15 protein-coding genes and 1 pseudogene are annotated in these 13,783 nt (G+C 35.0%); 15 read left to right on the plus strand and 1 reads right to left on the minus strand.

The features are described from left to right. Positions 1–66: 66 nt before the first annotated feature. The 8 genes from ACQKNZ_RS06935 to ACQKNZ_RS06970 all read left to right on the plus strand — a co-directional run bounded on the left by ACQKNZ_RS06935 (position 67) and on the right by ACQKNZ_RS06970 (position 8,366). The gene (locus ACQKNZ_RS06935) at positions 67–582 is read left to right on the plus strand and encodes a DUF1850 domain-containing protein (protein ID WP_229654108.1); all 516 of its coding nucleotides are present in this window, start codon (positions 67–69) and stop codon (positions 580–582) included. Beyond that, positions 566–2,590, plus strand: coding sequence for a TRAP transporter permease (locus tag ACQKNZ_RS06940; RefSeq protein WP_144538124.1), 2,025 nt, complete (start codon positions 566–568; stop codon positions 2,588–2,590). Before ACQKNZ_RS06935 ends, ACQKNZ_RS06940 begins: the two co-directional genes overlap by 17 nt. 108 nt (positions 2,591–2,698) lie before the next feature. Beyond that, positions 2,699–3,736 (plus strand): LytTR family transcriptional regulator DNA-binding domain-containing protein, encoded by a 1,038-nt coding sequence (locus ACQKNZ_RS06945; RefSeq protein ID WP_154311085.1) that lies wholly within the window; start codon positions 2,699–2,701, stop codon positions 3,734–3,736. 140 nt (positions 3,737–3,876) lie between these two features. Continuing rightward, positions 3,877–4,725, plus strand: coding sequence for an ABC transporter ATP-binding protein (locus ACQKNZ_RS06950; RefSeq protein ID WP_427658699.1), 849 nt, complete (start codon positions 3,877–3,879; stop codon positions 4,723–4,725). After that, positions 4,722–5,429, plus strand: coding sequence for an ABC transporter permease (locus ACQKNZ_RS06955; RefSeq protein WP_427658701.1), 708 nt, complete (start codon positions 4,722–4,724; stop codon positions 5,427–5,429). Before ACQKNZ_RS06950 ends, ACQKNZ_RS06955 begins: the two co-directional genes overlap by 4 nt. Positions 5,430–5,766: 337 nt before the next feature. Next, a complete protein-coding gene (locus ACQKNZ_RS06960) occupies positions 5,767–6,960 on the plus strand; it encodes an MFS transporter (RefSeq protein WP_427658703.1) in 1,194 nt (397 codons plus the stop codon). 119 nt (positions 6,961–7,079) lie between these two features. Continuing rightward, on the plus strand, positions 7,080–7,535 hold the full coding sequence (locus ACQKNZ_RS06965; RefSeq protein WP_427658705.1) for a helix-turn-helix transcriptional regulator: 456 nt from the start codon (positions 7,080–7,082) through the stop codon (positions 7,533–7,535). Between the two features lie 54 nt (positions 7,536–7,589). Then, complete coding sequence (locus ACQKNZ_RS06970) at positions 7,590–8,366, plus strand: hypothetical protein (protein ID WP_151110470.1); 777 nt, start codon at positions 7,590–7,592, stop codon at positions 8,364–8,366. Between the two features lie 110 nt (positions 8,367–8,476). Here ACQKNZ_RS06970 and ACQKNZ_RS06975 read toward each other — a convergent pair whose 3' ends face one another. Then, positions 8,477–8,929: an NUDIX domain-containing protein gene (locus ACQKNZ_RS06975; RefSeq protein ID WP_427658708.1), complete on the minus strand. Its 453-nt coding sequence runs from the start codon at positions 8,927–8,929 to the stop codon at positions 8,477–8,479. Between the two features lie 160 nt (positions 8,930–9,089). Between ACQKNZ_RS06975 and ACQKNZ_RS06980 the strand changes: the two genes are divergently transcribed. From ACQKNZ_RS06980 to ACQKNZ_RS07010, 7 genes and pseudogenes are all read left to right on the plus strand, one after another. After that, positions 9,090–9,416, plus strand: a complete 327-nt coding sequence (locus tag ACQKNZ_RS06980; RefSeq protein ID WP_144538132.1) for a hypothetical protein — start codon at positions 9,090–9,092, stop codon at positions 9,414–9,416. 18 nt (positions 9,417–9,434) lie between these two features. Further along, positions 9,435–10,133: a class I SAM-dependent methyltransferase gene (locus ACQKNZ_RS06985; protein WP_427658710.1), complete on the plus strand. Its 699-nt coding sequence runs from the start codon at positions 9,435–9,437 to the stop codon at positions 10,131–10,133. Between the two features lie 53 nt (positions 10,134–10,186). Next, positions 10,187–11,023 carry an alpha/beta fold hydrolase gene (locus tag ACQKNZ_RS06990; RefSeq protein ID WP_427658712.1) on the plus strand — a complete coding sequence of 279 codons (837 nt, stop codon included), beginning with the start codon at positions 10,187–10,189 and terminating at the stop codon, positions 11,021–11,023. A gap of 68 nt (positions 11,024–11,091) precedes the next feature. Then, on the plus strand, positions 11,092–11,892 hold the full coding sequence (locus ACQKNZ_RS06995) for a class I SAM-dependent methyltransferase (RefSeq protein ID WP_427658714.1): 801 nt from the start codon (positions 11,092–11,094) through the stop codon (positions 11,890–11,892). Between the two features lie 8 nt (positions 11,893–11,900). Next, positions 11,901–12,377, plus strand: coding sequence for an AraC family transcriptional regulator (locus tag ACQKNZ_RS07000; RefSeq protein ID WP_427658716.1), 477 nt, complete (start codon positions 11,901–11,903; stop codon positions 12,375–12,377). Between the two features lie 136 nt (positions 12,378–12,513). Beyond that, a pseudogene (locus ACQKNZ_RS07005) lies at positions 12,514–13,184 on the plus strand (AlkZ-related protein). A gap of 96 nt (positions 13,185–13,280) precedes the next feature. Continuing rightward, positions 13,281–13,634 carry a VOC family protein gene (locus ACQKNZ_RS07010; protein ID WP_427658718.1) on the plus strand — a complete coding sequence of 118 codons (354 nt, stop codon included), beginning with the start codon at positions 13,281–13,283 and terminating at the stop codon, positions 13,632–13,634. Positions 13,635–13,783: the final 149 nt, after the last annotated feature.

Genomic DNA, 13,783 nt, shown 5'->3' on the forward strand with positions numbered 1-13,783 from the left:
GTGAAAAGAGGCTCTGATGCGTACAGCTTCGAGTCTCTTTTCTAGTTAAGTGAGGTTTCAAACTTTGTGAAAAATAAAGTAATATTTGTCTTTATACTGATAGCGGTCATATTTATTTTTATACCGTTCATACCTGCATTTTCGTTTACAGAAACTCGTACAGATTCGCCAGTTTCATATTATCTATTGATAAACGAAGAAAATAACTTTCAGATTGTATTTACTCACACTATACATAAAACAGATGTGATTGAAAACTATCAAATAATGGACAGTGAGATTCTATTACAGTCAATGGAGTATAGTGATGTAGCAATTGGGATGCCAAGTTATGCAGAAAAAGGGCAAACTCTGATTTATAAAGAAGGTACATATACTTTGTCAAATGATGAACCAGTTGTTTTGCCTCATTTTACTTTGTTTATCGGAGATGTGAAGGATAAATTGTATTTTAAATATGGATTAAAAAAATATGATTTAAAAGAAAAATTAGAAAAAGGGAAATCTTATAAAGTCGAAGTGAAAAAGCTATCCTTAGTAGAAGTAATGAAAGGAGTTAACCTGAATGAAAGAAAACCATGATGACAAAACGAAGCAAAACACTGAGTCCAGTAATTTTCAGGAGCTATCAATAGAGGAGCAACAAGCTCTTTTAGAAAAATATGATCCAGAATCCAATACGCGTAGTATAGGTGGCAACTTGAAATACCTTATTTATATAGGCTTGTTGGCATTTTCATTATTTCAGCTTTACACTGCTATATTTGGGCAATTTCCTGCACAAATTCAGCGTACTGTCCATTTAGGATTTGGTTTATTATTTGTATTTCTTTTATTTCCTGCACGAAAGAAACTATCTAAAACGAAAATTCCCTTTTATGACTTCATATTAGGGGCGGGAGCGATTTTTGTTGGGAGCTATTGGGTTATAAACTATGAAAGACTTGTCCAAAGCCTAGGAAGTTTGGGTACGTTAGATTTTATAGTAGGTTTAATTGCTATAATATTAGTTTTAGAGGCTGCACGTCGAGCAGTAGGTTTACCAATAACTATTATAGCAGCATTATTTTTACTTTATGCATATCTGGGGGAGTACTTCCCAGCCTTTATGGCTCATCGAGGTCAAAGTTTGGATAATATCGTTAATTTAATGTTTTTCTCTACAGATGGTATTTTAGGAACACCTTTAGCGGTTTCCTCTACTTATATTTTTGCGTTCCTGTTATTTGGAGCCTTTTTAGTTAAAACTGGGGTTGGACAATATTTTAATGATCTGTCAGTTGCAGTAGCCGGAAAACTCATTGGTGGTCCAGCAAAAGTAGCGATTTTCTCATCTGCACTACAAGGGACTATTTCAGGAAGCTCCGTTGCAAACGTAGTTACATCAGGGGCGTATACGATTCCGATGATGAAATCTCTAGGATACAAGAAAGAATTTGCTGGAGCAGTTGAGGCCTCCTCTTCAACTGGTGGACAATTAATGCCACCAATCATGGGGGCTGCTGCTTTCTTGATGGTTGAATTCATCGGACGTGGAGTGACATACTGGGATATTGCCAAAGCAGCAGCTATACCAGCACTTCTATACTTTACTGGGATTTGGATTATGACTCACTTTGAAGCAAAGCGTTTAGGTTTGCGCGGGTTGACAGATGAACAGATGCCGGATCGTAAAGAGATTTTTAAGAAAATTTATTTAATCTTGCCTATTTTCTTAATCATAATTTTAATGATGGTTGGAGTTCCAGTAATTCATTCAGCATTATATGGTATTCTGGCATGTATCGTAGTCGGCTGGATTAATAAGGACACGCGCCTTGGTCCTAAAGAAATAATGGATGCATTAGTGGATGGAGCTCGTACAGCACTTAGTGTAGTTGCGGCTACGGCTTGTGCAGGTATTATTGTAGGAGTTGTTGTAAAGACAGGTCTTGGTCTAAGTCTGGCAACTAGTCTTGTTAAACTTGCAGGTGGTAGTATTATTCTTACATTATTCTTTGTAATGATTGCCTCCCTGATTCTAGGGATGGGAGCTCCAACAACTGCCAACTATGTTATCACATCGACTATTGCAGCGCCTGCAATCATTGCGTTACTAGCACCAGATACAGCGCAAAATGCAATTCCGATTGTTGTTTTACTATCTGCACATTTCTTCGTATTTTATTTTGGGATAGTCGCAGATATAACACCGCCGGTTGCCTTAGCCGCCTTTGCTGCATCAGGAATATCGGGTGGTGACCCAATTAAAACGGGGATTCAATCCTCCAAACTGGCAATTGCCGCATTTATCATTCCATATATGATTGTATTCTCGCCAACCCTGTTGATGATAGATACAACATTATGGCAAGTGTTATGGGTGACCTTTACTGCCATCATTGGAATGCTAGCGATTAGTGCTGGTATGATTGGTTATTGGTACCGTAAAGTGAATCCTGTTGAAAGGTTGTTTGCAATTCTCGCAGGACTATTGCTTATTTACCCAGAAGGCTATTCAGATATGGCTGGCTTAGCTTTATTCGGTATTCTGTTAGCAATTCAACTTGCTACTCGAGAAAAAGACAATAAAAAGGTAGTTACACTATAAGGAAAACCATGGGCCTAAAACGGCTCATGGTTTTTGTTTGTATATAGAAAAACATGAATATATTGGTATAATATAGTTATTAGAATACATAGAATAGAGGATTTATTAATGACTTTGAAATTTATACAAGCAGAAAAACATACAAATGATATGGTGCTCTTTCCTGAATTCAATTTAGACATAATACAAGGAGAGGTTACCGCCATTGTTTCTACTGTTAATGTGAAGGAGCAGCTGTTAAATACTTTGTTAGGAAAAACAAGATTATCTAATGGAAAAATTGATTATATTCCTGAAAACAAAATTGGGTTTTTCTTTTTGCATGAGGGAGGATATGAACGACTGACGGTCTTGGAAAACTTAAAATTTTATAAAAAACTATATAACTCTCCTGAACAAATAGACAAAATCATGCACTCCGTACAACTTGGTGCCCAAAAAAATAAAAAATTAATGAATTTAACGTATTCTGAAAGAAAACGCGTTCAGCTAGCATGGTTACTTATTCACAGTCCAGACATTTACATAATGGAAGAGCCTGATCAAAATTTAGATATTGAATCGAAACGTATTCTTTTATCCATTTTAAGAGAGCTTCGTCTAGCGCAAAAAATTATATTAGTATTAACAGGTCAAGTGGAGAGTGGGGTTGCTTGCTCGGATAACGTTTACCGATTAAATGAAAAAGGACTTCATCCAATTCACACAAAGGAAGAAGACAGTGAGGAAGTGAAAGAAATAGAGTCACCTACCGCTAAGATTACAACAACCGATGAATCAGTGGAAGAGAAATTAATTCAGCCTATTCGCTTTGAAAAAATACCAACTAAAGTAAATGAAAAAATTGTATTGTTTGATCCTCCAGAGATAGATTACATTGAAAGCACAGAAGGACAAACTTATTTACATATAAAAGGAGAAAGCTTTGCTTGTTCCTTTACATTAAATGATCTAGAAGAAAGATTATTAGCCTTTGGTTTCTTCCGATGCCATCGTTCATATATCGTGAATTTACAAAAAGTGAGGGAAGTTATTACGTGGACACGAAATAGCTACAGCTTGGTACTAGATGATACAGAAAAATCATCTGTTCCACTTTCTAAGACTAAGATGGCGGATTTAAAGGGAATGTTAGGACTTAAATAAGCTCCATTCAACTAAAATAAGAGTCCACTCACCCTAAATTTGACTCCTTTCACCGGAAATATAATGTTTTCGATTTAAATATCTCATAATCTTAGGTTGTAGATACGAAATGTTCAACCAAACAATTAGGAGGTTTTCAAATGGAAAATGTAATTGAAGTAAAAGGTCTAGCCAAATATTTTTCAAATTTTAAGGCAGTAGAGGATGTTAACTTTCAAGTAAGAAAAGGTGAGATTTTTGGATTTCTTGGCCCAAGTGGTTCAGGGAAAACAACTACTATTAAAATACTAACGGGTCAGTTAGACCCAACAGAGGGGGAAGCGCTTGTTTTTGGTGAAAAAGTATCCAACTTCAAGAACCCTAATGAAAGAAAGCGGTTCGGTGTCCTTACTGATAATAGTGGACTATATAGTAGATTGTCTATTTTCGAAAATTTAAAGCTATATTGCGAGCTATATGATTTGCCAATTTCCAAGGTAGATGAGGCATTAAATTTTGTAAACCTAACGGAGGCACGCAAGAAAAAAATATCTGAACTATCTAAAGGGATGATTCAGCGAGTAGTACTTGCGAGAGCCATTCTTCATGAACCGGAGCTATTGTTCTTAGATGAACCAACCTCTGCTCTAGACCCAGTAAACACATTGCATATTTATAACGGCTTACGTGCTTTGAATGAAAAAGGAACAACCATCTTCTTAACAACCCATGATATGCAAGAAGCAGATACGCTTTGTGACCGAGTTGCTTTTTTAAATAAAGGGAAAATTCAATTACTAGATAAACCTAGTGAGCTGAAGAAACAGTTTTCGGATGGAACGATGACAATAGAGCTAACTAATAACGAAACGGTAATACTCAAAAGAGATGAAGCTGGAGCAGATAAGATGTTCCAATTGATGAAGGAGAATCGTATTTCCACTGTACATTCCAACGAACCATCATTAGGTGATATTTTTGTTAAAGTGACTGGAGGAGAATTAATATGACATTTTCATGGAAACGCGTAAACGCAATCTTTCAAAAGGATTTTAAAGAATTTACTAGAAACATGGCAGTCTCAATGGTTATATACTTACCTGTTTTAATGGCCGCTATTTTTAGCAGAATGGGAATGGATCCATTAGTCAATAGTAATTTCACAATAGGCTTTGCTTTTACTATGGTAGGCTCGTACGTTCAATGTTGTTTAATCGCAGAAGAAAAAGAAAAAAATACACTGCGTGGATTAATGCTATCTCCTGCAAATACCTATGAAATTCTTGGTGGAAAAAGTGCATTATCATTCGTTTTAACAATGGTTGTAGCTGTGGCTAGTGTTATGCTTGCTGGGTATACTCCAGCCAACATACCCGTTTTGGGATTAGGATTAGCTCTATGTGCAATATTCTTTATAGGCTTAGGAACGTTATTAGGGTTAATAGCTAAATCCGTAATGGAATCATCAGTAATTGTATTACCAGTTATCTTTTTGTTCTCCACGGGATCAGGAATCCTTAGCTTTAGCGAAAAGTATCCGATTTTTAGTGTAATCGAATATATACCCAACCTTCAGCTGCTTGAAATGGCAACGAAAGTAGATGCTGGAGCTGGATTTGGAGAAATATGGAGTCATTTAGGTATAATCGCTTTATGGTCAGTAGTAATCTATATTATTACAGCTGTCGTTTATAAAAAACAAATGGTAGATTGACGATGATTCATTTTCGCTCTACTCGGTTGCTTTATAGCCTATGATCGATAAAGCCATCACAGTCGAATTCATCCGATTGTGATGGCTTATCTAACTTCAATCTAGCTTTTACGCGTCCTGCTTAAATTTACAGAATAATAGATGTTCTTATATTAAAGGTAATCTGTTAATATGAAATTAACTCATTTAATTTAAAATAGTGCTCAAAGAAAGGAAAAGTTTGTAATCCCCCAGAACTTCTCCAATTAGCACATCAAAAGGAGGCTTCAATTTATGTCTTGTCCAATTTAATCCATAACCTTATTAAATAAAACGAAATTTAATATGGGGGATTAAAATGAAAAAAAATAAAAATTTTCTATTGTTACTGACTGGTCAATCGTTCGCGAATCTAGGGGACGTATTTTATATAGTTAGTGTAATCAGTGTCTTATATAGTTTAACTGGCTCTGCAACAATCTCATCAATTGTGCCTTTTACTATTACTTCTGCAATGTTTGTATCGAGTTTATTTACACCTTTATTTCTTGGGAAATACAAATTGAAGACATTGCTCGTTTGGTCACAAATGGGAAAAACTATCCTATTAATAATGCTAGGGATTTTTCTGTTTATGTTTATGCAATCGACCAATTATTGGATTATTTTTGTGCTCATCGCAGGGATAGCACTTCTTGATGGATGTGCTAATCCTATAATGCGGGCTTTTCTACCTCATTATGTTGCAGATGATAAGCTTGTAAAAGCTAATAGTACTGTGGAAACGGTTAACCAGATAATACAAATTGGTGCTTGGTTGTTTGGAGGATTGTTACTTCTTTTATTTAATCCTTTTTGGTTGATCATAATAGTAAGTGGCTTGTTTTTAGTTTCAAGTATTTTGACTTACCTTTTAGACCATGTGAATCACGTAGAAAAAAAGGAAGAGTCTCTTTTCACACAGCTATCAGTAGGCTGGATAAGTATAATGGATACACCAGTTCTTAGAAAAATTATACTAATTGATATTTTGGAGACAATCGCTGGGACTGTGTGGATAGCAGCTATTCTCTATATATATGTGGAGCAGGCACTGAAAGAAGGAGAGCATTGGTGGGGGTTTATCAATGGAGCGTTTTTTGTAGGATTACTTTTAGGTAGCATTATTTGTATAAAATATTCTCACTTAGCAGATACCTATAAGCACTATTTTATCGGTTTTGGTGCTTTGTTGAGCGGTGTGCTTACTATTTTGTTCGGCTCTATAAGCTATCCTTTACTTGCTCTTGTCCTATCAATAGGAATCGGTCTGTTTGGTCAATTAAAAAACATACCACAGCAAACTGTTATTCAAAGAAGTGTGCCCTTAGAAAAATTAGTAACTGTTTATACATCTCTTGGGACGGTGGGTACTGGATTGTTTGGTATATCTTCCTTAGCAGTAGGTGTTGCTGTTGATTTAGTCGGTGTAAGAGTCGTGTTTATTATTTCAGGTGCACTATTACTACTAGTAAGCTTAATAGTTTTGCGGCACAAACGATTGTTTATTTAAGAACGAGTAAAAAGAGCATTAATTTTTCGTTTAAGAAGCTCAGTTATCCGACTGAGCTTTTGGTATTTTATTTAGTATATTTCAGTTATAATTAGTGTAAAATTACACGAGGTGAGCCCATGGATCGTGATTTCTTAATACATATAACTTCTCAAAGTCTTAAGCTTATTAGAGTAGAAAATGACTATACACAAGATAAAATGGCCGAACTCTTAGGCATCTCAAAGAAAACTTTGGTTCAGATAGAAAAGGAAAGGACTTTTGCAAATTGGACGACTACTATCGCAATATGCGCTTTGTTCCGTGATAGTCCTACGCTACAAAATCAAATTGGGGGAGATCCAATGGAGGTCATTGAGCTCACTGCCCATGATGTAATTATAAGACCAAAGGATAAAACGCTTGGCGGCTATATTTGGTGGAAAAATGTAGAGGAGAAAAAAGGTTTTCGTCTTCAACAAAATGTGCTCAGCAAGCACTTTCGAATAGTGGATGAAGAAAATTACCGTATACTTAGCACCTTTGATGAATTGGTAGCCAGAGAAAAATGGAGTATTATTAGTCAAAAAATATAATGTTGTTCAAACCTCCCTTTTAGTGTAATATTACACTAAAAGGGAGGTTTAGTTATGAGGGAAATAAAAAAATATATCCTGATACTTTTGTATTTAGTTGCGTTGGTGTTTAATTTCATGCCTGCTATTAAATTTCCAGATGGCAATTTAAACTTTTATCATTTAGTTATTTCTATATGTCTTTTGGTAGGGTTATTAATTTACACTGGCAAAAAGATGTTGAGGATTTGGATATTAATAGCTTTTGGAGCATCATTGACTGTATTCGGTATAAATAGTTTGGAAAATCAATTTTTGCATTTTTCCTTTTTAGACGTAATTGCGAATATACAATATCCACTGTATATGTTTTTCGTTATTCCGTTGTTTGGATTAAACAAATTATTGAATTTGAGCTATGGGAGTTTTTCGTTGATCGTTTCTCTAATATATTTAGTCATTCTGGCAAGTAACTATGCCCAATATAAGTGGAAGAAACAAAACGTAGCTTTTATTATTTTAGTTCTTATGTTTTATTGTTTCCCATTTGGATATTATGCAATGTATTTAGACTTTACGAAAGGAACGATGATTGGATACCTAATTATGATTATAGGGACAATAGTTCTTGCCTACATATGTAAGTCGTTTCTCTTTATTTCAGTCCTGTTAATAGGAAATATATTGTCAATTATCAGTTCTTTATATTTTATTCATATGATGAATACGACTGTAGACTGGGGATATTATTTTAAACCATTCCGTCCCTATACTGTATTTTTTATAAGCTTCCTCTTAAACTGTATTCCTCAATGGATTATCAGTAAATCAGTTAAAAGGAGGTCTATATAAAGACAAAAAAGGCTGACTTTCTTTAGAGCTATTGGAATCCATGTATTACTAATACAAATTTGAAGTGTCAAATTCTGTTTGATAATAAAATGAATTAATAATTTACAATTTCACCTAGTGATCCATTGCATGTCCATCGCTTTTTTCTTTGCTAGTTGTAAAATTTGAAGTCTAGGGGCATATTTGTTTTCAAGTTGTGTGATAAGCAGCTCGAAAGTTAAGAAATTACTTATAAGATAACCGGTTTTTTCGTTTTGAAAGTCATATTTTCCAAGTGTTTTTACTTTAGAAAGGTACCAAACTGTATATGTATCTGTAGAAGACCAGTACCAGGATGCAAATGGTATCTTTTCCTCCATTAATGTAATACCTACTTCCTCCATTACTTCTCGAACCAAAGCTTCCTCTAAGGTCTCGCTATTTTCAACTCGACCACCAATAGTGGTGATTAGCTGTTCATCTTTGTCCCAAGCAAGCATAATCATACCTTGCTCATTTATGGGGATACAATGAACCCCAGCAATTTGTTTATCGGTTGGTAGAGTATCGATAAAATTTAGCATGAAATTTCCTCCTTCGTTTTTAAAAGTATTCGATAATAATTGTAAAATACCTCTTAAAATAAAATACAGAATAATTAAAAATCTATTATTATATTTACAAATTTTGGTGTATAATTTAGTAGAAAGCCTATTTACAGTTCTCATAAAAGGGGGTCTAAGGTTGAAAAATTTATACGTAATAGTTGCTACTTTACTTGTGGAAACTGCATTAATCTGGGGTGTTTCTATCTTATTAAATTGGAAGATGGTTGATATAATCTTTCTTGGAGGATTAGCTTTATTTGGACTAATTTGGTTTTTTCAACTTAATTCAAATAGACAAAGCAATGCTGAAAATGCACATCTGAAAGGCTGGAATGGGCAGAACGGTGGAGCGATTACTCCGTTTCAGTTTAAGAGTTCTCCAGTAATTATTGGTCTATTACTTTTTATTGTAGTGAGCTTTTGTGTCACAGCATTTACTTATTATCCTTACTTTATTGATTAAACGAGACGGGGTCTAATAATGCGGAGGTTAGTTACTGAACCAGAAGATTTATATCTATTGTTAGATAGTCTATTAAGAGAGCCAAAATTATTTTGGAATGGGTTTTATAGTGATCGAAAAAAAGATATTCCTTTCTTTAGTAACGTACCCGATGAAAATTTAGTCGATTATATAGATTGCGGTATATTTAAGCCGGGGAGAGTATTAGAGCTAGGCTGTGGCCCGGGGCGAAATGCTATTTATCTTGCCAAAAAAGGATATGTAGTAGATGCCGTTGATATTTCGAGGGAAACTATAAACTGGGCTATCGAGCGAGCTAAAATAGAACAAGTAGATATCAATTTTAATTGTCAAAATATTTTTGAACTGAGTTTTCAGGAAGGAAGCTATGATATCGTGTATGATTCTGGCTGTTTTCACCATATTGCACCCCATCGACGAATAAGTTATATCCAATTAATAAAGAAAGCTTTAAAAACAGGTGGTTATTTTGCTATCACATGCTTTGCACCAAATGGTGAGTATGGCGGGTCTACAATTTCAGACATAGAAGTTTATCGGACTCAAAGTTTAAAGGGAGGGCTTGGCTATGATGAAGAGAAATTAAGAGCTGTCTTTAAAGACTTTGAGGAAATAGAGATAAGACAAATGAAAGAAAGTGATCAGTCAGTACTAGGCCTGGCTGGTTTTATGACAGCAATTTTTCAAAAGAGATAGATGGTAAGTAAAATTTTGAGCATTAAAGTGATAAAGAGTAAGGAGAAGTTTCAATGTCTAAATGGTTAAGACAAATGGTAACAACTAGTCGAGGGGTTTTTGAAGTGTTTATTAAGGGAGAAGGGGAACCAGTTTGCGTTACCCATCTTTACTCAGAGTTCAATGATAGTGGTGACTATTTTGCAGATGTTTTTACAAGTACAAACAAAGTATTTCTTGTGAACCTGAGAGATGTGGGTAGCTCGGACAAGCCTAAATTTCCACACGAATTAAGCATGATAGATGCAGTTCTTGATTTAGAAGCAATCCGTCAGGCATTTGGATATGACAAGTGGACCTTTGCAGGACATTCAACAGGAGGGATGCTGGGTTTAATATATGGCATTCATTTTTCCTACTATTTGAAATCTCTTGTAGTAGTTGGATCCTCTGCAAGGGAGTATAGCTCCACCTCTCCTAAATGTATCTATAATGAGGAACACCCAAATTATAAAAGAATGCAAGCTTTAATGGAGCTGTTAAAAAAACCTGATCTTACTAAAGAAGTAAGACTTCAACTCTCAAAAGAGAGGACACAATTTTCTTTGTACCACCCGGAAAACTATGATGAATTGTTTTCATGTAATATACATAAGAAAATATCTGCAAACAGATTAAACTTCTTTGGAAGAGAGGTTTTAATCTATGATGTGACTCGCCAGCTTGATAAAGTTGAAACTCCTGTACATATTCTTTGTGGACGACATGATGTTCAATGTCCTGTAGAACTTTCTATAGAGATGAAAGAGCTATTGCCGCACGCATCCATCCATATATTTGAACAGAGTAATCACTATCCATTTTTAGAAGAAAAAGAGTTATTTATTCAAACTATTAATGAAGTTTTATAAACGAAAGAAATTTAGTTTAGTATCAATCGTTAAATGATTTATTTTCAATGAAGGAAGGGCATGAGTATATGAGAAGCTATGGAAATGATTTGTTTTCAGGAACAGCTAGATATTATTCACTTTATCGACCACTTTACCCTGATACTCTTATCAGATTTTTAATACATAAATTTGCTTTAGATGGTACAGGACAGATGTTGGATTTAGGTTGCGGTGATGGAAGATTGGCATTAAGATTTGTCGATTGGTTTGAAACGATAGTAGGGGTAGATCAAGAACCAGAGATGATTGAAGAAGCTAGATATCTACAGAAAGAATCTAGACATGACAATATTGAATGGTTTACAGGTAATCTTGAAAAATTTAACGCTCAGCAAAAAAAGACGTTTAAGATGATAACTATTGCAAAAGCTTTTCACTGGATGGAACGAGAAAAAACGCTTGAAATGTTATTTGACATGTCATCACTAGGGGGAGGGATTGCAATTGTCGACCCATGTTCTAAAAAAAATGAACGTTCTTTATGGCAAAACAAAGTGGATGAGGTTATCAAGCATTGGTATGGTTCAGAGCGAAGGGCAGGAAATACAATTTACCAATCCCCTAGTGAGAATTATGAGCAGCTAATTGAACGTTCTAAATTTAAATTGGACAAAGTGGAGCTTCCACCCTATGAACAAAGGTGGAGCATAGATTCTATTATTGGCAATATATATTCTACATCCTATGGAGCAAAACACTTTTTAGGTGACAATGTTCATTTATTTGAAGAACATTTAAAGAAGGAGTTATTGGCAATAGAACCAACTAATACTTTTAAGGAAAATATACATCTATCAGTCATTCTAGCACTTAAACAAGGAGAGTAGGTTGAAAAATGAATATAACTATAGTGGAATTGCCTAATTATGAAGTAGCATATATAAGACGTTTTGGCAGTTATTTTGAACCTAATACACACTGGGGAAGACTAATGGAATGGTCGTTCTCCGAAGGTCTTTTTCCGCCTGCGCAAGATTTCATAGGAATCTCATTAGACAACCCCAGCCTAGTAACCCCAGACAATTGCAGACATGATGCTTGCGTAACTTTACCTAGCAATTTTAAAAAAGGAGAACATAAGGAAATAAAGTACCAAACGTTAGAAGGTGGATTATTTGCCTTATGTTCCTATTACGGAGAACCTCAAAATTTACATATTGCTTATGATCAAGTATACGGGCAGTGGCTTCCAGCAAGTGATTTCGAACCAGATTTTAACCGAACCAATTTGGAATTTAGCCGAAATAACCCTGCAGAAGACTCAAAAAGATATGCTAAGGTAGATCTTTATGTACCTATTAAGGAAAAGTAACTGAACTTCAATGTATACGGTGATTATGATCAATAAGAATCTAATACAGCTTCCTGTTGAACATCTGCTGCATACAATTTTATAGATGTTTAACCAAAACATATAAGTAAGAAGATTTTAAAGGAGGGTTAAATGTATGGAAAAACAAATTAAATCATATGAAGAAGCTGTTCTGATAATAGAAGAAATAGGGTTATTACCCCTTGCCCCCTTAATACCCGATTATCCCTCACTTAGTAGTGTAACACCTAAAGATAGCTGGCATTCTGATACGGCTTTCGATCCATGGATATGGCGAACAAAATTTTCAACGGATGGAGTAGCAGGATACGGAAAGTTTATTAAGAAAAAATCTGTGCTAATTTCTCGTGAGCTTCTCCCATATTTTAAAAAGGTACTAGGAGAGGTAGCATCAATTGAAAAACGTTTTGCAGATGGAAAATTATCAAGAGAGGCATTAGCAATCTTTCATTTAATTGAAGACGAACAGGGTATAGATACTAGAGTTTTAAGGAAAAGGGCGGGACTTTCACATAAGGATCAGAAGAAAATATTTGAGAATGCTTTATTAGAACTCCAAGGAACGATGGATATAGTTATAGCAGGAATTCAAGAAAAAAAGATGAGCATGGAGAGAAAACTGGCTGGAATAGTACTGCATTTGAAACCTATGAAGCATGGACTGAAAGAAACAGTATAAAGAATCTAGAACTTAGTAAAAGGGAAGCTATAGATTTTTTGATTGCTCATTTTGAAAACAAATGCAATGAGAATGCGATGAAGAAGCTAATGAAAATATTGACATGAGTTTGTCTAGAGCAATATCCATGGGATTTTATAGTACTTAAATCTGAAGAGCAATTGGATTGAAAAATCGATAAAACAATAGAAAGTGGGTAAAAGATGGGTAAAGTTGTAGGCTTTGAGATGAACAGTCAGGAACCAGAAAAGGCTGCGAAATTTTACGCAGAAGTATTTGGATGGAAGGTACATGAACCAAGTTGGGATTATTGGCCGGTCACTACAGATGAAAACACTGAAAGTAATCATCTGCAAGGTGGTATCAGTAAAGGACCTCATGATTATCCACATGGCACTAGAGTTCAAATTGAAGTAAATTCGATAGATCACTCTTTATCCAATGCTGTTGCAAATGGAGCTATGGTACTGAGAGAAAAAATGGAATTTGATGATTTCTATCTTGCTTATCTTGTTGACCCAACAGGAATCGGTATTGGTTTAATAGAGAATAAATGAAAAATAACAAGAAGGAGCGGTGTGTGCCAGCTCCTTTTTATAATTCATGCTCAACTCCCCTATTCCATGCGATTTACTACACCCTCCTTTATTTTTACTACAATTAACGCGTCGTTTACGACAAGAATCTCAAATTTTACGACAATCCG

The sequence above is a fragment of the Psychrobacillus sp. NPDC093200 genome, assembly GCF_050280345.1.
Taxonomy (GTDB): domain Bacteria; phylum Bacillota; class Bacilli; order Bacillales_A; family Planococcaceae; genus Psychrobacillus; species Psychrobacillus faecigallinarum.